This is a genomic window from Streptomyces sp. NBC_00859 (assembly GCF_045161865.1).
Classification (GTDB): domain Bacteria; phylum Actinomycetota; class Actinomycetes; order Streptomycetales; family Streptomycetaceae; genus Streptomyces.
Window position 1 is genome coordinate 4,666,730 of sequence record NZ_CP108826.1, and the last position, 20,261, is coordinate 4,686,990.

Genomic DNA, 20,261 nt, shown 5'->3' on the forward strand with positions numbered 1-20,261 from the left:
GGCCGGGAGGCCGGGTAGCGGCGTTCCGGGGGCGGCGTCCCCGAAGCACCCGGCACTCCCGTCACTCGCCGGACGGTCGTGCCCGTGTGGCCCCGCCGCCGGGACTGCCGGGCTCACCCGGCGCTCCGGGCTCACCCGGCTCCGCGGGAGCCGTCAGCTCCGCAGGCAGATCAGCCGAACTGAACGACAACGTGTCGTGCTCGGCGCCCGGTTCGTACGGCTGGGCCATCGGCGACGCCTGCGCAGCCGCAGGAGGCTCGTACGGGGCGGCCGTGCGGGTCCCGTACGGCGGCGTGGACCCGTACGCGTACGCCCCGGAGCCCCCCGGTCCGGGCGCAGGCGCAGGCCCCGGTGCGGGCACGGCCTCCGGCGCGGCAGCCGCCCGCACCCGCCGTCCTCCCATGAGCCCCGCTCCCAGCAGCATCAGCACCCCGCCGACCAGTGCGTCGCCCACGCCGAGCCCCAGCCCCCTGCCGTTGGAGCTGATCGCGAGGCTGTGCTGCGCGATGCCGACGCGGACCATCCACAGCACGGTGAAGCCGAGCGTGATCAGGCCCGCCAGCGTCACAAGCAGGCGTGAGCGCAGCAGAATGCCGACGACGGTGACGAGCGCGGCGAACGCGAACGGGATCAGGATGGAGCCGCCCGCGTCGGGCTTGGTCGCCGTGATGCCGTTGAACAGGTCCTGGATGCGGTACTCGCTGCCGTGGCGGCCGTCGTACCAGTTACGGAAGGGGCTGAATACGGCGGCCGCTGCCCCGACGAGAGCGACGAGGGAGCCAAGGACATTGCGGATAATCATCGGTCTCCTCCGACGGATCTCGACTTCGACGCTACGCCGGGGTCCCGGTACCCGCCACCACAGCGCGGGCCCACCTGTTACGGTGTCGGCCGAAACGGGGGAGATGACATGATCATGCGACGTGTGAGGTTCGGTGCCGTCCTGGTGGGCGTGGTGCTCTCGCTGACCGGGTTCTCGCGGCACGGCAGTCACAGCAGCCACAGCCACACTTCCGGCGGCGGCTGCAGCAAGAGCCACACCAGTTCCAGTTCCACCACGCACCACTACAACGACTACGACCACACCGGCTATGGGTCGTCGCGCGGTTCCACGAGCGGTTCCACGAACAGTTCGAGCAGCCGCACGACCGCGCCTTCCGCCGACGGAACCGTGCTGGACTGCGCGAAGAAGGGCTCCACCCACTCGCTCGTCCTGGTGCAGGCCAGGAACGGGAGCGGCAGTCACCGTTACCGCGTCAGCGTGAGCTTCCTGAACGCGCGTGGCTCCACCGTCGACACGGGCAGCGCGGTCGCCCGGGTGTCCGACACCGTCAGCGAGCCGGTCAAGGTGCCGATGTCGGACCCGTCGGACGTCGGGTCGGTCGTCAGGTGCCGCGTCGACTTGGTGCAGCCGCAGAGCTGACGCCGTACCCGGTCACCGCACCCGGAACTCACCCTTTCGTGCGCCGAACAGCGCCGACTGCCGTTCCGGGGGCAGATTGCCGAGCGCCACCAGATGAGGGGCCTGCGCCAGAGCCTGTGCGCGGGCCCCCTCCTTTGCGGCCCACACCGCCCGCACCGTCCCCTGCACCGCCTCCGTCGGATACGTGGCGATCGTCGTGGCGCAGCGGACCGCCGCTGCCAGCTCATCGCCGGGCGGCGTCACCTCACTCACCAGGCCGGTCTCGTACGCCCGCCGGGCCGAGACCCGCTCGGCCGTCCCCATCAGCGCCATCCGCGCCACCTCGCCGAACGGCATCCGCTGGGCGAGGTAGATGGTCTCGTAGGCGCTGACCATGCCGTACGACGTGTGCGGGTCGAAGAACGTGGCGTCATCGCCCGCGATCACGAACTCGGCCTCGCCCAGCAGATAGAACGCGCCGCCGCACGCCATCCCGCGCACCGCGGCGATCACCGGCTTCCAGAGGTCGTTGGCCTTCGGTCCGATCCGGATCATCGGGTCGTCGATGGAGTACGGGGACGGGGGCTGCGGCACCTCGGCCGAGCGGTCGATACCGGTGCAGAAGGCGCGCGTCCCCGCGCCGGTGACGACGGCCGCCCTGACGGACGTATCAAAACGGAACTCCCTCCACACGGCCGCGAGTTCACCGGCTGTCTCCACATCGACGGCGTTGAGCCGGTCGGGCCGGTCGATGGTGACGACCGCGACGCCGGTCCGTCCGTCCCTCTCGACGCGCAGACTCATGACCGCTCCAGCAGCCAGCGCGGCAGGGTCGTCCCGCCGGACTCGGTGAAGGTGACCTGTACGCGGGCACCGATGCGCAGACGCTCCGGATCCACCGAGTTCAGCGGTGCGTCGGGACCGGCGACCACATTGCCCACGAGCCGGATGTGCGGGGCGTCGGCCAGCTCCACCACGACCGCGTTGTACGGGGCCTGGGCCGCGTAGTCGGGCAGCAGCGGCGGGTGCGGGAACACGTACGACCAGATGCGGCCGCGCCCGGACATCCGCTCCCACTCGCAGGCGAAGGACTGGCACCGCGGGCAGCAGGGCCGGGGCGGGAAGCGCAGCGTGTGGCACTCCGCGCAGGACTGGACGCGCAGTTCGTGCCGGGCGGCGTACTCCCAGAAGGGCGCGCCGTCGTCGTCGGTGACCGGCTGCAGCATCGGGTCTCAACTCCTCAGCAGGATCGCGGATGTGGGGACGCACTCGCCCGCGGTGACGAGGCAGGTGCCGGCGCCGGGCACCTGGGCGGTGGAGCTGCCGCGCAGCTGTCTGACGCCTTCGGTGATGAGGTTGAAGCCGTGGACATAGCCTTCGCTGAGGCCGCCCCCGCCGGTGTTCAGCGGCAGTCTGCCGCCGATCTCCAGCGCACCGCCCTCGGTGAACGCCGCCCCCTCGCCGCGCCCGCAGAAGCCGTATCCCTCGAGGGAGAGCGGGACGAGCGGGGTGAAGGCGTCGTAGATCTGTGCCACGTCGACATCGTCGGGGCCGAAGTCGGCGTGCTTCCAGAGGTGTCGTGCGGCGGTCCAGGCGGGCCCGGTCAGCGGGTCGTCGTTCCAGTAGTTGACCATGCCGTGGTGCTGGGCGGGCAGCCCCTGGGCGGCCGCGTGGACGTACACGGGCTTATGCCGGCAGTCGCGGGCGCGCTCGGCGGAGACGACGACGCAGGCCAGCGCGCCGTCCGTCTCAAGGCAGTTGTCGAAGAGGCAGAGCGGCTCGCTGATCCACCGCGAGGTCATATACATGTCCCGGGTCAGCGGTCGGTCGTACATGATCGCGGCCGGGTTCTGGTTGGCGCGGTTGCGGCAGGCCAGCGCGACGTTGAAGAGGTGGTCGCGGGTTGCTCCGTACTCGTGCATGTACCGGCGGGCGAGCATGCCGATCTCGTCGGCGGGCCGCAGCAGACCGAAGGGGCGGGTCCACTGGGCCGGGGTCGGCAGCTGGACCGCCGTGTTCTTCCAGGGGCGCGGTCCGCTGCCGCGTTTGCGCGAGCGCCAGGCGACTCCGACGTTCGCCTGTCCGGTGGCGACGGCCGCCGCGAGGTGCGCGACCGTCGCGCAGGAGCCGCCGCCGCCGTACCCGATCTTCGAGAAGAAGGTCACGTCGCCGGCGCCGACCGCCTTGGCGACCTCGACCTCGTCGGTGTCCTCCATCGTGTACGAGGAGAACGCGTCCACCTCGGACGGTGCTATCCCGGCGTCGCTCAGCGCGGCGAGGATCGCCCGGCAGGCCAGCGCCTTCTCGGATTCGGGGAGTTGCTTCGCGAACGCGGTCTGTCCTATCCCGGCTATCGCCGTTGCGTCTTTGAGCGCCGCCACTGCCATCGCCACCTCCGGGGACGTCATGACTGCTGACAGCCGGGAAGGCTACCGCTAACCTGACGGATAGTCAGCTACTGGTTGTAGGAGGCATACGATGCGCGGGGACGTCGAGTGGGGCAGCATTCCGGCGCTGTTGAGGTCCGCAGCCGAAAGGTACGGCGAACAGGAGGCGGTCGTCGACGGCCGTACCCGGATCTCCTACACGGAGCTGGGCGACCGGGTCGAGCGGGCGGCCGCCGCGTGCATGGCGTCCGGCGTGAACGCCGGCGACCGGGTCGCGGTCTGGGCGCCCAACACCGTCGACTGGATCGTCTCGGCGCTCGGCGCGGTGACGGCCGGCGCGGTCCTGGTGCCGCTGAACACCCGGTTCAAGGGTGCGGAGGCGGCGTACGTGCTGGAGCGCAGCCGCGCGAAGCTGCTCTTCGTGACCGGTACCTTCCTCGGCACCTCGTACGTGGCGTCGCTCCGGCGCGCCACCGCCGGGGGCGGCGGACCGGGCCCGCTGCCCGCGCTGCCGCAGCTGGAGCAGGTGGTGGTCCTGGCGGAGGACGCTCCGGACTCCTTCCGTACCTGGAAGGACTTCCTGGCAGGCGGCGAGCACGTCTCCGCCGCCGCGGTGCGGGCCCGCGCGGACGCCGTCGACGGCTCGTCGCCCTCGGACATCATCTTCACGTCGGGAACCACGGGGCGTCCCAAGGGCGCGGTCATCACCCACGCCCAGACCCTGCGCTGCTACCGCATCTGGTGCGACCTGGCCGGGCTGCGCGAGGGGGACCGCTACCTCATCGTGAACCCCTTCTTCCACACCTTCGGCTACAAGGCGGGCATCATCGCCTGTCTGATGCGGGGCGCCACGATGGTGCCGCAGCCGGTCTTCAACATGGACACTGTCCTCGCCAACGTCGCCGCCGAGCGCATCTCGGTGCTCCCGGGCCCGCCGACCCTCCACCAGTCGCTCCTCGACCACCCGGCCCGTGACGAGCACGACCTCGGCGCGCTGCGCCTTGTGGTGACGGGCGCGGCGGTGGTCCCGCTGCGGCTGGTCGAGCGGCTGCGCTCGGAGCTGCACATCGAGACGGTCCTGACCGCGTACGGCCTCTCCGAGGCGAGCGGTGTCGTCACCATGTGCCGCAGGGGCGACGGCGCCGAGGTCATCGCCTCGACGTCGGGCCGGGCCATTCCCGGTACCGAGGTACGGGTCTCGGCGGCGCCGGGCGAGCCGGGGGAGGTGCTGGTGCGCGGATTCAACGTCATGCGCGAGTACTTCGAGGCCCCGGAGGCGACCGCGGATGCCTTCACGGCCGACGGCTGGCTGCGCACCGGCGATGTGGGCGTGCTGGACGAGGCGGGCAACCTCCGGATCACCGACCGGATCAAGGACATGTTCATCGTCGGCGGCTTCAACGCCTACCCGGCGGAGATAGAGCAACTGCTGTGCCTGCACCCGGATGTGGCGGACGCGGCGGTCGTCGGCGTACCGGACGGCCGGCTGGGCGAGGTCGGCAAGGCGTACGCGGTGCGGCGTCCCGGCGCGACGCTGACGGCGGACGACCTGATCGCCTGGTCGCGTCGCGAGATGGCGAACTACAAGGTCCCGCGCGAGGTCGAATTCGTGACGGAGCTGCCGCGGAACGCGAGCGGGAAGGTGGTGAAGGGAGAGCTGCGGGGGCGGGGGTGACCGGGCCGGCCGCACCGTCGCCGCCCGGATGCGGCACGGTCCGGGGCTGGCATGGTGAACGGTATGGCAACGAAGAAGTACACGGTGACCCTCCCGGAGGAGCTGGCCGAGGAAATCCGGCGCGAGGTGGGTCCGGGCAGCTTCAGCGCCTATGTCACCGCCGCCATGGAGCGTCAGCGGGAGCGCGACCGGCTGGGCGAGCTGGTGGCGTGGATGCAGGACCAGGGGGGGCCGCCCACGGAGGCCGAGACGGCTGCGGCCGTGGCGGAGCGCCAGGACATGGAGCGGCACTTCGCCGAGCGGGCCGCTCAGTCACCGGGCCGCGGCGCTGCGGCCTGATGGACATCGACTGTTATGTGCTGGACAGCCAGGCGCTGTCGCTGGCGGCGCTGCGCGACCGGGCCATGACGGCGCGCATCACCGAGGCACACCGGTCGGGGACCCGGGTGGTGACCAGTTCCATGACCCTGATCGAGGCCTATCACGGCCAGGTGCGGCGTGCGGCCTGGGTCTGGGCGATGTCACGGGTGGTCGTGGAGCCGGTCACACGAGATGTGGCGGAGGCGGCGATCGAGGTGCTCGAAGCAGCGGGGCTGCACGGTCACAAGTACGCCGTTGGCGCGGCGCTCGCTGTCGTCGCCGCGCGGCAGCCCGGCCATGTCGCCGTGTTCACCTCGGACGAGGACGACATGCGGAAGCTCTGCGGGCCGCAGGTGCTGGTGCGCCCCGTCTGATGCCGGGTGGGGCGCGGTGTCTGTGCCGCGCCCCACGGCGGGTGCGGGGCGTCAGCCCGCGCGGGACTCCAGCGGGGCCAGGGTTATGTGGCCGTTCTCCGGGCTCACCGTGGCGGTGTGCGCGGCGTTGGGGGAGTCGGTCACATGGCCGTTGGCCAGGGCCGGTGTCACGGATACCGCCGCGGTGGCGAACACCAGGGCGGCGGTGGCGAACAGCTTCTTCGTCAGTGTCATGGCAGCTCTCTCGTTACGGATGGATCGGCTGGGTGCGGACATGCGGCAGCGGCCGTGGCGGCTTCCCCTCCCGGCCGCCACGGCCACTGTTCCCCCGGTTCCCCCGTGCCCCGTCGTGAAGGTCTCAGCTCACGCGGTCTTGTCGGTGACGTGCGCGTTGTTGGGCTTCACCGTGGTCGGCTTGTCGGTGACGTGCGCGTTGGCGGGCGCGACCGTGGGCTTGTCCGTGACATGTGCGTTGTCCGGATCGACCGTGGTGTCGGTGTTCGGCTCTGCGGCCATGGTTCTCAACTCCCCTGTTCCTGAAGGTCTGTGGTGCTGAAGCCCGTCCGGCTGCTCCCCCGAGCGCTGCCGGACGGACGTTCCGCAGGCCGCTCACCTTAGACCGGCCGGCAGTCGCCGGACGATCCTGTTTTGCCGGTGCGGGACCCTTACCGGCGAACCGCCTGCCCCCCGACGCGACGGTTCGTCGTGGAATGAGAATGTCGGGTCGCGATAAACAAACGATGAACGCCCGATGCGGGCCGGCCCGGCACCGGCCCGAGGCCCGGTCTCAGGCCGCTGACAGCGGTGAAAGCAGCTCGCGTACCCCGTCCGCCTCCGGCGACTTGAGCTCGTCGTAGATGGCCAGGGCCTCCAGCCAGCAGACCCGCGCGCGGCCGGACTGCCCGATGCCGTCGAGGGCGCGGCCCAGCAGGGTGAGGACGTTGCCGCGCCGCCACTCACCGCCGATGCCGCGCAGGGCGGTCAGTGCCATCTCGGCTCCGGCCGCCGCCTGGGCGCAGCGTCCCGCCGCCATGTCGACCTCGGCCAGCCTGAAGAGGGCCATCCCCTCCCAGAGCCGTTGCCGGCTGTCGCGGAAGACCTCCAGGGCCTCCTGCAGCCGGTCCGCCGCGGCGGCGAGCTGACCGCTCTGGGTCAGTGCGAGCCCCAGTGCGTAACGGCCGTTGGCCCCCTTGAGGGCGTGGCCCATGCGGTCGTACATGTCAGTGCCCTGCTGCGAGAGTGCGACGGCCTCGCTCACGTCCCCGGTGACGAGGTGGAGCCGCGACAGGTTGCAGAGCGCGCTCGCCTCGCCCGCCATGTCCTGGCAGTCCCGGAACCCCTCGACGGCCCGGGTGAGGTGCGTCTGCGTCTTCACGGCGTCGATGTGGCCCCGGTAGAACTCCAGGATGCCGAGCAGGTTGGCCGCCCAGCACGCGGACAGCAGGTCCCCGGTCCGTACGGCGAGCCGCTCGGCCTCCTCCGCGTCCTGCCCGGCCAGGTCGAACCGGCCCGCCACGTGGTGGACATAGGTCAGGGCGATGGCGGCCCGCCCCTCGGCGTGCTCGTCCCGTGCGGCACGTGCGGCCTCCCGCAGGAGGCCGGCGGCGTAGTTGTACTCCTTCGAGTTGGCCCCCGACTCGGCCAGGTCCAGTGCCGCCCACAGCAGGTCCACCGCCCTCCGCAGGGTCCCCGCTGTCGCCGACTGGCGCACACAGGCCAGCAGCGGCATCGCCTCCGCGTACAGCCAGTCCTGGGCGTCGTGCCGGTCGGTGAAGGTCAGCCCCTCGTACGTCGTCGGCTCAAGGTGGTCGACCAGCCGGTCGCCGGGGCGCTCGATCGCGTAGCCCCGGGCGGCAGTCGCCAGATAGAAGTCCAGGAGCCGCGACAGAGCCGACTCCTGTCCCCCGGAAGGCTGTTCGTCCCGTTCGGCGCAGGAACGCGCGTAGAGGCGGACCAGGTCGTGGTAGCGGTACCGCCCGGGGGCCGCCGACTCCAGGAGTGACGTGTCGACCAGCGACTCCAGGAGGTCCTCCGCCTCCCGGACCGGCAGGTCCAGTACGGCGGCGGCCGCGGCCAGCGAGAGATCCGGGCCCTCCGCGAGACCCAGCAGCCGGAAGGCCCGCGCCTGCTGCGGCTCCAGCTGCCCGTACCCCAGCTCGAACGTGGCCTTCACCGCCAGGTCACCCGCCTGGAGCTCGTCGAGGCGGCGGCGCTCGTCGGCGAGCTTCGCCGCCAGCACCGAGACCGTCCAGGTGCGGCGGGCGGACAGGCGGGAGGCCGCGATGCGGATGGCCAGCGGCAGGAAACCGCAGGCAGCCACCACGTCCAGCGAGGCCTGGCGTTCGTTGCGGACCCGCTCCGCACCGACGATCTTGGTGAAGAGCTGCAGTGCCTCCTCGGGCGACATCACGTCGAGATCCACCAGGTGTGCGCCCGCCAGATCCACCAGCCGGGCCCGGCTGGTGACCAGGGCGGCCGATCCGGCCGTGCCGGGCAGCAGCGGCCGGATCTGAGCGGCGTCGCGGGCGTTGTCGAGCAGGACCAGGACCCGGCGCCCGTCGAGCGCCGTCCGGTAGAGCGCGGCGCGCTCGTCGAGGGACTCCGGGATGGCCGAATCGGCCGTACCGAGCGCGCGCAGGAACGCGCCGAGCACCGCCTCCGGCTCCGCCGCCCGCGCCCCCGCGCCCTGGAGGTCCACATACAGCTGCCCGTCGGGGAAGTGCGGCCGGGCGGCGTGCGCCACGTGGACGGCGAGCGTCGTCTTGCCCACGCCGCCGATACCGGCGAGCGCCGATACGGCCATCACCGACGTCTCGGCGGTGACCAGCCGGTCACCGAGTTCCCGTACGAAGGCGTCCCGGCCGGTGAAGTCCGGCACGGTGGCGGGAAGCTGGGCGGGGTTGGCGGCCGTCGGCGCGGGCTGCGGTGCGGCCTCCGCCGGCCTGGCCAGCTCCGCGTCGGCCTGGAGGATCCGCTGCTGGAGCCTGGCCAGTTCGGGCCGCGGGTCCACCCCGAGCTCGTCGGCGAGCAGCCTGCGCGTATCGGCGTACACGGCGAGCGCCTCCGCCTGCCGGCCGCTGCGGTACAGCGCCAGCATGAGGAGCTCGCGCAGCCGCTCCCGGAGCGGGTGCGCGGCGGTCAGTGAGGTCAGCTCGGAGACCGACTCGGCGTGGCAGCCGACCTCCAGGTCCATGTCGAGACGCGATTCGGTCAGCTGGAGCCGCCACTCCTCCAGGCCCGCCCGCTGGGTCTCGGCGTACGGCCCGGGAACGTTCGCCAGGGGTTCGCCGTCCCAGAGCCCCAAAGCCTGGTCGATCAGGGCGCGGGCCGCGGCCCGGTCACCGGTACCGGCGGCCTTCTCGGCGCTCGCGGCCAGGTGCTGCGCCCGGTGGAGGTCGACGGCCTCGGTCCGTACCCGGATCGCGTAGCCGCCCGACTCGCTGACCAGCACTCCTGGGTCCAGGACCTTGCGCAGCCTGGAGGCGTACGTCCGTACCGCGGCCAGTGCCTGGGAGGGCGGGTCCTCGCCCCAGATCGCGTCGATCAGCTCACCCGCGGTGGCTGTGCGGCCGTCGCGGGTCAGGAGCGCGGCCAGCAGCGCGCGCTGCTGCGGCGACCCAGGGGGCAGCGCTTCGCCGTCCCGCCAGGCTCGCACGGGTCCGAGCACGCTGAAAGAGAGGCCGGTGTCCCGGCTCCGCTGCGGAGTCCGCTGCCCCGGTACGCGCGGCCCGCTGTCACGGTCCATAGCTGCCCCTGCCTCCTGCCCCTGGTCGCTGCCTCAGGTGGTGCCGGCCGTCACCGCCCGTATCGCACAGGCCAGTTTGCCTTGTTCATGGCGAGTACGTCAGCTCTGGGGGCCCCTCTCCACAAGCTCTTCGCCAACCGGCGCGCCGGGAAGGGCTGCTGCATCTTTCCGCAGGGAGGGCCGCACCACTAGCTGACGGTTCGTCAGATGAGCGCTACGGTGGAGAACATGGAGACTTTCCCGAAGATCATCTCGGTGGACGACCACACGGTGGAACCTCCCCGTGTCTGGCAGGACCGGCTCCCTTCCAAATACCGGGACATCGGTCCGCGCATCGTCCGCGCGCCCCTCAAGTCGATGTCCTTCATGGGCGGGAAGTTCGCACCGGTCATGGGCGCCAAGGGCGACGAAGGGCCCATCGGTGACTGGTGGGTGTACGAGGACCTGCACCGGCCGCTGACCCGTCTCGACACGGCGGTCGGCTACGACAGGGACGACATCAAACTCGAAGTCATCACCTACGAGCAGATGCGGCCCGGCTCCTTCTCGGTGCCCGACCGCCTCGCCGACATGGACGTCAACCACGTCCAGTCCGCGCTGTGCTTCCCGACGTTCCCCAGGTTCTGCGGCCAGACCTTCACGGAGGCGTCCGACCGGGAACTGGGGCTGCTCGGCGTCCGCGCGTACAACGACTGGATGGTGGAGGAGTGGTGCGGCCCGGAGGCGCACGGCCGCCTCATCCCGCTGCCGATCGTCCCCCTGTGGGACGCGCGGCTCGCCGCTGACGAGGTCAGGCGCAACGCCGCACGCGGGGTGCGCGCGGTCGCGTTCTCGGAGATACCCCCGCACCTGGGGCTGCCGTCCATCCACACGGACGAGTGGGACCCGTTCCTGGCCGCGTGCGACGAGACCGGCACGGTGATCGGGATGCACATCGGCTCGTCGTCGAAGATGCCGTCGACCTCGGCCGACGCCCCGCCCGCGGTCGGCTCCACGATCACCTTCGCCAACTGCTGCTACTCGATGGTCGACTGGCTGATGAGCGGCAAGTTCGAACGTTTCCCCAACCTGAAGATCATGTACGCGGAGGGCCAGATCGGCTGGATCCCGTACATCCTGGAGCGCGCCGACGTGGTCTGGGAGGAGAACCGCGGCTGGGGCGGGGTGGCGGACAAGGTCCTGCGGCCACCGTCGGAACTCTTCACCGAGCACGTGTACGGCTGCTTCTTCGACGACGCCTTCGGGCTGAAGAACCTCGACTCGATCGGGGTGGGGAACGTGCTGTACGAGACGGACTACCCGCACTCGGACTCCACCTGGCCCAAGTCCCGCGAGGTCGGCGAGTCACAGATGGGGCACCTCGCCCCGGATGTGGTGGACCGCATCGTGCGCGGAAACGCGATCGAGCTGCTCGGCCTGACCGAGGACGGCCTCTGGGCGGGGTGAGCGGGCCCGTCCGGCATGAGCACCGGAACGCGCGAGGGCACGTGATTTCTGGCCACTTTGCACAGGACGCACAGGAGGGGTCCCACCCATGGCACGGCTCTTTCCCGAAGGGCGGCTCGTCTACGGGATGCAGCTGCCCGTCCAGTCCCAGAGCACCATCTACGCGGAGGAGTGGGAGTCCGCCGCCACCCCGCACGACCTCGCGGAGATCGCCCGCACCGCCGACCGCAGCGGCTTCGCGTACATCGCTGTCTGCGATCACGTGGCCATCCCGCGGCGGCTCGCCGATGCCATGGGGGCGGTCTGGTACGACCCGGTCGCGACCCTCGGCTTCCTGGCCGGGATCACCGAGCGGGTGCGGCTGATGAGCCATGTCGCCGTCGTCGGGCTGCGCCATCCGCTGCTCACCGCCAAGCAGTACGCGACCCTGGACCACCTCAGCGGCGGCCGGCTGATTCTCGGGGTCGGCGCCGGCCACGTGCCGGAGGAGTTCGACGCGGTCGGGGCCGACTTCCCGGGGCGCGGAGCGGTCCTGAACGAATCCATCGACGCGCTCAGGGCGGCGCTCGGCCCCGACGAGTACCCCGAACACCACGGCGAGCGCTTCGACTTCGGCGGCCTCGCCCAACTGCCCAGACCGGCGCAGCGGCAGGTGCCGATCTGGGTCGGCGGCTCGTCGGCCGCCGCCGTGCGCCGGGCCGCCGAACGGGGGGACGGCTGGCTGCCGCAGGGCGACCCGCGGGAACGGCTGCCCGAGCAGATAGCCCGGCTGCGCGGGCTCAGGGAGGCGGCCGGGGTGACGGACCCGATCGAGATCGGCGCCATCACCGAGCCGCTGTACGTGGGGGAGCCGGGGCGGTCTGTCGGCCGCCGCACCCTCACCGGCAAGCCCGAGGCCATCGCCGAATCGCTGCGCGCGTACGCGGCGATGGGCGTCGACCAGATCCAGGTGAGGTTCCGCAGCCGGAGCCGTAGCGAACTCACCGACCAGATGGCGGCCTTCGCCGCCGATGTGGCTCCGCACCTCAATCAGTAGTCCAGCGGTCCGCACCTCAATCGTCCGCACCTCAACCAGCAGGGAGAGCGGTATGGGCAAGCTCGACGGGCGGGTCTTCGTCATCACCGGCGCGGCACGCGGACAGGGTGAACAGGAGGCGCGGCTCTTCGTGGCCGAGGGCGCGAAGGTGCTGCTCGGGGACGTCCTCGACGAGCAGGGTGCGGCGCTCGCCAAGGAGCTGGGGGAGTCCGCCGTGTATGTGCGGCTCGACGTGACCCGGGAGGCGGACTGGAGCGCGGCGGTCGAGGCCGCCAAGGAGGCCTTCGGGAAGATCGACGGCCTGGTCAACAACGCCGGGATCCTGCGCTTCAACGAGCTGGTGACGACCCCACTGGAGGAGTTCCAGCAGGTCGTGCAGGTCAACCAGGTCGGCGCCTTTCTCGGGATGCGCACCGTCGCGCCGGAGATCGAGGCGGCGGGCGGCGGAACCATCGTCAACACCGCCTCGTACACCGCGCTGACGGGCATGGCGTTCGTCGGCTCGTACGCGGCGACCAAGGCGGCGATCGTGGGAATGACGCGAGTGGCCGCGATGGAGCTGGCGGCGAAGGGCATCCGGGTCAACGCGATGTGCCCGGGGGCCATCGACACCCCCATGAGCAACCCCGCGCAGCTCGACCCGGACGCGGATCCGGCGGAGGCGTCGGCGGCCCTGGACGAGCTCTACCGGAAGCTGGTTCCGCTGGGGCGGGTGGGCAGGCCCGATGAGGTCGCCAGGCTGGCCCTCTTCCTGTCGGGCGAGGACTCCTCGTACATCACCGGGCAGCCGTTCGTCATCGACGGCGGCTGGCTGGCGGGGGTCAGCATCTTCTGATCCGGCAGTCCGGTGCCACGCCACGACCTGACTACTCGTCAGGTATTGACGCTCCACGCGCACGGTGCCACAGTCGACTCCACCGTGAACTGACGGTGTGTCAGAAACGGGCAGAGACCTAGGGACGGTGAACCCCTTTGGAATTCGGGCTCTTTGTACAGGGATACGTACCGAAGAAGCGCGCCCAGGCCGATCCCGAGGCCGAGCACAAGGCGCTGATGGAGGAGACCGAGTACGTCATCCAGGCGGACAAGTCCAACTTCAAGTACGCCTGGGCCTCCGAGCACCACTTCCTGGAGGAGTACTCGCACCTCTCCGCCAACGACGTGTTCCTCGGGTACCTCGCGCACGCGACGGACCGCATCCACCTCGGATCCGGCATCTTCAACCCGCTGGCCCCCGTCAACCACCCCGTCAAGGTCGCCGAGAAGGTGGCCATGATGGACCACCTCTCCGAGGGCCGGTTCGAGTTCGGCTCCGGGCGCGGTGCGGGCACCCACGAGATCCTCGGGTTCATGCCGGGCATCACGGACATGAACCACACCAAGGAGATCTGGGAAGAGACGATCGGCGAATTCCCCAAGATGTGGCTCCAGGACGAGTACGTCGGCTTCCAGGGAAAGCACTGGTCACTGCCGCCGCGCAAGATCCTGCCCAAGCCGTACGGGAAGGCGCACCCCGGCATGTGGTACGCCGCCGGGTCCCCCTCCTCGTACGCCATGGCCGGCAAGAAGGGCCTCGGGGTACTGGGATTCAGCGTCCAGAAGGTCTCGGACATGGAGTGGGTCGTCGAGTCGTACAAGAACGCGGTGAAGGAGGCCGAACCGATCGGCGCCTTCGTCAACGACAACGTCATGGTGACCTCGACCGCGATCTGCGCCGAGACGCACGACAAGGCGGTCGAGATCGCCGTCAGCGGCGGCCTGAACTACCTGCAGTCGCTGCTGTTCCGCTACCACGACACGTTCCCGAGGCCCGACGGCATCCCCGAGTGGCCGGAGCTGCTGCCCGAGTACAGCACAGAGATCATCGAGCTGCTCATCGCGGAGGAACTGATGATCTGCGGTGACCCGGGCGAGGTGCTGCAGCAGTGCAAGCGGTGGGAGCAGGCGGGGGCCGACCAGCTGTCGTTCGGGCTGCCGATCGGGATCTCCCCCGAGGACACGCTGAACACCATCAAGCTCATCGGTGAGCACGTCATTCCGCAGATCGACACGGACCCGGTCCACCGGACGACCCGCTTCCGGCAGGCCGCCGAGTAGGCCGGCCGGTCCGCCGGCCGACGCCGCGGGCCGGGTTCATCACCCCTGGGGCGGACGGCGGCTCCATCCCGGACGGCCGCCGTCCGGTTCCGGCCGGTGTGTACGGGGGAGCGGCCATCCCGTACCCACCGGCCGGAGCCATGCCCGTCCCCCGTCAGGCCGTGAACCCCGACCCTGCCCGGCAGGCCGGGCCCGCCCGGCGTTCCAGGCGGAACGGGCGCCTCGTATCCGGGTCGCATCCGCTCCGGCCCCGCTCGCCCGCCCGACCGGCACCCCCAGCCCGTCCGGCGACTGACGACGGAACCGGTGACCGCCCCCGCTCACGCCCGCTCACCCGCCGGACAACCAGAGAAGGGACCAGACCACATGCTCGACCACCTCATCCGCGGAGCGACCGTCGTGGACGGCACCGGGACTCCCTCGTACATCGCGGACCTCGGCATCCGGGACGGCCGCATCGCCGTCATCGCCGAGCCCGGCACCCTCACCGAGTCCGCCACGACCAGCGAGGACGCGACGGGACTCGTCCTCGCCCCCGGCTTCGTCGACCCGCACACCCACTACGACGCCCAGCTCTTCTGGGACCCGTACGCCACCCCGTCCATGAACCACGGAGTGACCACCGTCGCGGGCGGGAACTGCGGCTTCACGCTCGCCCCGCTGAACCCGGCCCGCCCCGGCGACGCCGACTACACCCGCCGCATGATGTCCAAGGTCGAGGGCATGTCACTGGTCGCACTCGAAGAGGGCGCCCCCTGGAACTGGTCGACCTTCGCCGAGTACCTGGACGCCCTGGACGGCCGCACCGCCGTCAACGCCGGCTTCATGGTGGGCCACTGCGCCCTTCGCCGCCACGTGATGGGCCCCGACGCGATCGGCGGACAGCCCACCGGCGAACAGCTCGCCGAGATGCTGCGGATCTTCCACGAGGCGATGGACGCGGGCGCCTGGGGATTCTCCACCACCCAGTCGTCCACCCACTCCGACGGCGACGGCGAACCTGTCGCCTCCCGGCACGCCGGGCCCGCCGAACTGCTCGCCCTGTCCAGAGCGGTCGGCGAGCACGAAGGAACCCAGATCGAGGCCATCGTCGCGGGCTGCCTCGACCAGTTCAGCGACGAAGAGGTCGACCTCTTCGTGGGGATGAGCGCGGCAGCGGGCCGCCCGCTCAACTGGAACGTCCTGACCATCGACGCCGCCGTGCCCGAGCGCGTACCGCGCCAGCTCGGCGCCAGCGACCGGGCGCGCGAGGAGGGCGGACGGATCGTCGCCCTGACGATGCCCATCCTGACCCCGATGAACATGTCGCTCGGCACCTTCTGCGCGCTGAACCTCATCCCCGGCTGGGGCGAGACCCTGGCGCTTCCGGTGCCCGAGCGGATCGCCGCGCTGCGCGACGCCGACGTACGGACCAGGATGCTGCGGCACGCCAACAGCAAGGAGGCAGGCGTCTTCCGGCGGCTGGCGAACTTCGGGCGGTACGTCATCGGCGACACCTACTCCGAAGCCAACGAGGGACTCAGCGGCAGGGTGGTGCAGGACATCGCGGCCGAACGCGGCCAGGAGCCCTTCCACTGCCTGGTCGAGATCTGCGCCAACGACGACCTGCGCACCGTGCTCTGGCCGATGCCCACCGACAACGACCCGGACTCCTGGGAGCTGCGGCGCAAGACCTGGGAGCACCAGGACGTGATGCTGGGCGGCTCGGACGCGGGCGCACACCTGGACCGGATGTGCGGCGCCCCGTACACGACGCGCTTCATCGGCGACTGCCTGCGCGGCCGCAAGCTGGTCGGCCTCGAAACGGCGGTGAAGATGCTGACCGACGACCCCGCACAGCTCTTCGGACTGCGCGAGCGGGGACGGATCGAGGAGGGCTTCCACGCGGACCTCGTCCTCTTCGACCCGGAGCGGATAGCGGCGGGCCCTGCGACACTCGTGCACGACCTGCCGGGCGACAGCCCCCGCCTCGACTCACGGGCGATCGGTATCGTGTCGGTACGGGTCAACGGCGTCGAGACCATCAGGGACGACGAGATCACCGGCGCAGTGCCGGGCACGGTGCTGCGGTCGGGCCGTGACACCAGGACGGTGGCGACCCGTTGAGCGCGGGCCAGGAGCAGAGGGTGAACGCCGTCCAGGACCAGGGGCTGTTCATCGGCGGCGAGTGGGTGGCGCCCGACGGCGGGCACTACGACGTGATCAACCCGGCCACCGAGGAGAGCGTGGGCGCCGCCCCCGAGGCGAGTCGTGAGCAGGTGTACGAGGCGGCCGCCGCCGCCCGTGCGGCCTTCGCCGGCTGGTCGCGGACGTCACCGCAGGAGCGGGCCGCGATCCTGGGCCGCGCCGCCGACATCATGCAGCGCGAGTTCCTCCCGTACGCCGAACTCGCCCAGGCGGAGAGCGGCGCCACCACCGGTACGGCACGCGGCATGCAGGTGGGCGTGGGGACGGCCCGCTTCCGGAGGTACGCGAAGGGCGCCCTGGAACCGGTCGAGCAGGCGCTGCCGCCGCAGATCAACGAGGCCGGACCGATGGGGAGAGCGGGCGTGTTCGGCGCGCTCGCGGTACGCCAGCCCGTCGGGGTCGTCACCTGCATCACCTCGTACAACAACCCCTGGGCCAACCCGGCCGGCAAGATCGCACCCGCGCTCGCCATGGGCAACACGGTGCTCGTGAAGCCGGCCCCGCAGGATCCGCTCTCCGTCTTCCGGATGGCGGAGGCGCTGGCCGAGGCGGGTGTGCCGCCCGGCGTGGTGAACGTGGTGAGCGGCACGGGCGCGGAGGTGGGCGAGGCGGCCGTCGACTCACCGGACGTCGACATGGTCAGCTTCACCGGCTCCACGGTGGTCGGCAGACGTATCGCCGAGGTCTGCGGCCGCGGGATGAAGCGACAGCTGATGGAGCTGGGTGGCAAGGGCGCGGCGCTGGTCTTCGACGACGCGGATCTGGACTCCGCCGTGTCCGGGATCGGCACGACCTTCTCCTTCTACAGCGGCCAGATCTGCACGGCGCCCACCCGCGTACTGGCGCAGCGCGGCATCCATGACCGGCTGGTGACGCAACTGGCTTCCTATGTCGGCTACTTGAAAATCGGTGACCCGGGTGAGCGGGGCACCGTGGTCGGACCGGTCATCTCGGCCGCCCACCGGGACCGGATCGAGTCGTACGTCGACCTCGGCCGGAAGGAGGGCGCGACGGTGGTCGCGGGCGGCGAACGTCCCGCGTTCGACAAGGGCTTCTACACCGCGCCCACGCTGCTGGCCGACTGCACGAACGCCATGCGCGTCGCCCGAGAGGAGATCTTCGGCCCGGTCGTCGTGGTGGTCCCGTTCGACGACGAGGAGGAGGGCATAGCCCTGGCCAACGACAGCGACTACGGCCTGCTCGACTACGTCTGGTCGGGCGACGTGGCACGGGCCTTCCGGGTCGCGAGGCAACTACGGGCGGGCGGGGTCGGCGTGAACACCATCGGCCGCAACATGGAAGCACCCTTCGGCGGCTTCAAGCAGAGCGGCGTGGGGCGGGACGTGGGGTCGTACGCCCTGCACGCCTACAGCGAGCTCCAGTCGATCGTGTGGCCGGGGTGAGCGGGGCGGTGGGGTGAGTGGTGGAGGGGCTCGTAGGGACGTTGCCGGTCTCGAACTCCACACGTGCACATCAGGATTCGGCGACAACCGCTCCCAGGGCCCCGGCTGCGTGAGTAGCATCCGGCGGGCATCGGCAATCGCCTGCGCCTGGACGGTCATCCGGAGCGGACATGCCTCCTGAAGGCGTCGGCAAGTCAGCGGTGTGGGCAAAGGCCCTCGCTGCGTTCATTCTCCTTGTCCTCGTGCCCCTGGTGATCTGGTTCCTGGTCTCCTTTCAGATTTCAGAGGTCCGTCGCATTCCCTGGTGAACGCGACTGCCGGATCGCCGGGCGGGTTCAACCGACTGTGACCCCGTCGGCGGTCATATTCTTGTTACGAGCTCTGTACGAGCTCTGTGCGACGGGCGGAACTCGAAATCGAACCCCACGCACTCGGGGAAGGCCTCAACCCATGGCCTGCCGCGGGAGCGTACGGGCCGAGGGCGCGAGCAGCCCTTGGGGGTCCTTGCACCATGAGCGTCCGATGGCGTTCGCCGCCGTCATCGCCCCTCCCCCAGGAACACCGGATTCGTCAGCGCCGCCAGTGCCCCCGGCAGGCCGGCCGCAGCCGGTGCGTGCCGTACCTCGGCGCGTACGTAGCTCGCGTACGCGGGCGTGGTGGTCCACTCTGCCGTGCCGGTCCCCGACGTGGGCAGCGGTGTGGAATACAGCGTGCCCTGGTCGGTGACGAAGTTCGCTGTGCAGCCGGGCGCACCGGTGACGTCGAGGCGGACCGTCACCGGTGTTCCGCTGTCCACCCGGAGGCGTTCGCCGATGCCCGCGTGGGCGGCGCGGCCGCCCGTGGCGCCGAAGGTGAGGGAGATCGCGGAGGACTCGGTGATGTACGAGTGGCCCGCGCGGATGCCCGCCAGGACGGCATCCCTGCTGAGTTCGTCGGCGAGTACGACCGTCTGCGGGGTGCCGATCCGGTCCGGGTCCTTGTGGGCGTCACTGTTGCCCATCGCGGGAGTCCACGCCGTGCCGCCGCTGACCAGGGTGTTGTCCCAGTCCGCTACGGACACCTCGTCGTCCAGGGTGTACGGGCCGTTCCACACCTCGACCGCGTCGGCCTCGCCGAAGCCGAACTTCCAGTTGCAGCCGATGCACGTCGCGTGCGGGTGGGCAGGGACGACCAGGCCGCCCGCACGGCGGATCTCACGGGCGTAGTGGCCGAAGCGGTTGTCGCGGGCGCGGTAGCGCCAGTCGACCCACGTGCCGTGGTCGGTGGAGATGCCCAGCACGTGGCCGTTGCGGGTGGTGATCTCCTCGCCGGTGAGGATGAGCAGGTCGTCGCCCCACAGCCCCTCCCACGCTCGGTGGCCCGAACTGGTGTTGTGCTCACTGGTGTTGATGAAGTCGAGCCCCGCCGACCGGGCCAGCGCCGCGATCTCCGCCGGGGTGCGCTTGCCGTCCGAGTGCACGGAGTGGATGTGGCAGTCGCCCCGGTACCAGGCGCGGCCCCTCCCCTTGGCGCGCACCGGTGGGTACACGGGCTTCGGCGTCGCGGAGGTGGGGCCGGAACGCAGGGTGATGGTGACGGTGTACGGGAGGCCTTCGGGGGCCGTGGTGTACGGGCCGAGGGCGATGTTCCACCTGCCCGCACGGACCGGGCCGGGCAGGTAACCGGGGGTCGCCTCGTCGGCACGGATGAAGAACTCGCTGCGGGCACCGCCCGACCAGCCGCGGAACCCCGGACCTCCCAGCGCCGTACCGCGCTCGTCGAAGATGCCGATGTCCAGGGCGTTGCCCTGGGTACCGGCGGGCACGACCGGCTTCTCGTAGGTGTACGAGACCGAGAGTTCGCGGACGCCTTCGGGGACGTCCACCGGCAGATAGACGTAGTCGGGTGAGCCGGGCGGCAGCGTGCCCCGCACGGTCTTCGTCCGGTCCGGGGCGGCGGCGCCACCACCGCCGGGGCTGCCGTGACCGCTGTCTCCGTCCGACGCGCTCGCGAAGCTCACGCTCCCCAACGTAAGCGCGGCGGCGGCTCCCGTCACCAGCAGGCCGCGCCGGCCGAGCTCACCGGGGGTCAGTTCTCCAGGGTTCATGTCAACGGCTCCAGGGGTCTGTGGGGGACGCGAGGGGTGCAGCTGAACCCTGGTATTCAGCCG

18 protein-coding genes are annotated in these 20,261 nt (G+C 71.0%); 10 read left to right on the forward strand and 8 right to left on the reverse strand.

What is annotated here, in order from left to right:
- Window positions 1–61: 61 nt before the first annotated feature.
- Window positions 62–802 carry a hypothetical protein gene (locus OG584_RS20355; protein WP_405779775.1) on the reverse strand — a complete coding sequence of 247 codons (741 nt, stop codon included), beginning with the start codon at window positions 800–802 and terminating at the stop codon, window positions 62–64.
- Between the two features lie 108 nt (window positions 803–910).
- On the opposite strand from OG584_RS20355, the gene OG584_RS20360 reads away from it, so the two are divergent.
- Window positions 911–1,423, forward strand: coding sequence for a hypothetical protein (locus OG584_RS20360; protein WP_405779777.1), 513 nt, complete (start codon window positions 911–913; stop codon window positions 1,421–1,423).
- A gap of 12 nt (window positions 1,424–1,435) precedes the next feature.
- Here the strand turns inward: OG584_RS20360 and OG584_RS20365 are convergent, their stop codons facing one another.
- Genes OG584_RS20365 through OG584_RS20375 form a run of 3 tightly spaced genes read right to left on the reverse strand, consistent with a single transcriptional unit; the run spans window position 1,436 to window position 3,783 of the window.
- A complete protein-coding gene (locus OG584_RS20365; RefSeq protein ID WP_405779778.1) occupies window positions 1,436–2,206 on the reverse strand; it encodes an enoyl-CoA hydratase/isomerase family protein in 771 nt (256 codons plus the stop codon).
- Window positions 2,203–2,628, reverse strand: coding sequence for a Zn-ribbon domain-containing OB-fold protein (locus OG584_RS20370; protein ID WP_405779780.1), 426 nt, complete (start codon window positions 2,626–2,628; stop codon window positions 2,203–2,205). Before OG584_RS20370 ends, OG584_RS20365 begins: the two co-directional genes overlap by 4 nt.
- A gap of 6 nt (window positions 2,629–2,634) precedes the next feature.
- Window positions 2,635–3,783: a lipid-transfer protein gene (locus tag OG584_RS20375; protein WP_405784185.1), complete on the reverse strand. Its 1,149-nt coding sequence runs from the start codon at window positions 3,781–3,783 to the stop codon at window positions 2,635–2,637.
- A 97-nt stretch (window positions 3,784–3,880) separates the two neighbouring features.
- Here OG584_RS20375 and OG584_RS20380 point away from each other — a divergent pair, with 97 nt between their 5' ends.
- The 3 genes from OG584_RS20380 (at window position 3,881) to OG584_RS20390 (ending at window position 6,198) form a co-directional block, all read left to right on the forward strand.
- Window positions 3,881–5,464, forward strand: coding sequence for a FadD3 family acyl-CoA ligase (locus OG584_RS20380; RefSeq protein WP_405779782.1), 1,584 nt, complete (start codon window positions 3,881–3,883; stop codon window positions 5,462–5,464).
- A 63-nt stretch (window positions 5,465–5,527) separates the two neighbouring features.
- On the forward strand, window positions 5,528–5,803 hold the full coding sequence (locus OG584_RS20385) for a hypothetical protein (RefSeq protein ID WP_405779784.1): 276 nt from the start codon (window positions 5,528–5,530) through the stop codon (window positions 5,801–5,803).
- Window positions 5,803–6,198: a PIN domain-containing protein gene (locus OG584_RS20390; RefSeq protein ID WP_405779786.1), complete on the forward strand. Its 396-nt coding sequence runs from the start codon at window positions 5,803–5,805 to the stop codon at window positions 6,196–6,198. Before OG584_RS20385 ends, OG584_RS20390 begins: the two co-directional genes overlap by 1 nt.
- Before the next feature lie 51 nt (window positions 6,199–6,249).
- On the opposite strand, the gene OG584_RS20395 is transcribed toward OG584_RS20390, so the two are convergent.
- The 3 genes from OG584_RS20395 to OG584_RS20405 form a co-directional block, all read right to left on the reverse strand.
- Complete coding sequence (locus OG584_RS20395) at window positions 6,250–6,432, reverse strand: hypothetical protein (RefSeq protein ID WP_405779788.1); 183 nt, start codon at window positions 6,430–6,432, stop codon at window positions 6,250–6,252.
- A gap of 129 nt (window positions 6,433–6,561) precedes the next feature.
- Window positions 6,562–6,714 (reverse strand): hypothetical protein, encoded by a 153-nt coding sequence (locus OG584_RS20400; protein ID WP_405779790.1) that lies wholly within the window; start codon window positions 6,712–6,714, stop codon window positions 6,562–6,564.
- 271 nt (window positions 6,715–6,985) lie between these two features.
- Window positions 6,986–9,943 (reverse strand): BTAD domain-containing putative transcriptional regulator, encoded by a 2,958-nt coding sequence (locus tag OG584_RS20405; RefSeq protein WP_405779791.1) that lies wholly within the window; start codon window positions 9,941–9,943, stop codon window positions 6,986–6,988.
- Between the two features lie 228 nt (window positions 9,944–10,171).
- Between OG584_RS20405 and OG584_RS20410 the strand changes: the two genes are divergently transcribed.
- From OG584_RS20410 to OG584_RS20435, 6 genes are all read left to right on the forward strand, one after another.
- A complete protein-coding gene (locus tag OG584_RS20410) occupies window positions 10,172–11,389 on the forward strand; it encodes an amidohydrolase family protein (protein ID WP_405784187.1) in 1,218 nt (405 codons plus the stop codon).
- 88 nt (window positions 11,390–11,477) lie between these two features.
- Window positions 11,478–12,425: an LLM class F420-dependent oxidoreductase gene (locus OG584_RS20415; protein WP_405779793.1), complete on the forward strand. Its 948-nt coding sequence runs from the start codon at window positions 11,478–11,480 to the stop codon at window positions 12,423–12,425.
- Between the two features lie 52 nt (window positions 12,426–12,477).
- Window positions 12,478–13,260 (forward strand): SDR family NAD(P)-dependent oxidoreductase, encoded by a 783-nt coding sequence (locus OG584_RS20420; RefSeq protein ID WP_405779795.1) that lies wholly within the window; start codon window positions 12,478–12,480, stop codon window positions 13,258–13,260.
- 137 nt (window positions 13,261–13,397) lie between these two features.
- Window positions 13,398–14,522, forward strand: a complete 1,125-nt coding sequence (locus OG584_RS20425) for an LLM class flavin-dependent oxidoreductase (protein WP_405779797.1) — start codon at window positions 13,398–13,400, stop codon at window positions 14,520–14,522.
- 366 nt (window positions 14,523–14,888) lie between these two features.
- On the forward strand, window positions 14,889–16,628 hold the full coding sequence (locus OG584_RS20430) for an amidohydrolase family protein (RefSeq protein ID WP_405779799.1): 1,740 nt from the start codon (window positions 14,889–14,891) through the stop codon (window positions 16,626–16,628).
- A gap of 20 nt (window positions 16,629–16,648) precedes the next feature.
- A complete protein-coding gene (locus tag OG584_RS20435) occupies window positions 16,649–18,112 on the forward strand; it encodes an aldehyde dehydrogenase family protein (protein WP_405779801.1) in 1,464 nt (487 codons plus the stop codon).
- A gap of 538 nt (window positions 18,113–18,650) precedes the next feature.
- Here OG584_RS20435 and OG584_RS20440 read toward each other — a convergent pair.
- Window positions 18,651–20,198 carry a CehA/McbA family metallohydrolase gene (locus tag OG584_RS20440; RefSeq protein ID WP_405779803.1) on the reverse strand — a complete coding sequence of 516 codons (1,548 nt, stop codon included), beginning with the start codon at window positions 20,196–20,198 and terminating at the stop codon, window positions 18,651–18,653.
- Window positions 20,199–20,261: the final 63 nt, after the last annotated feature.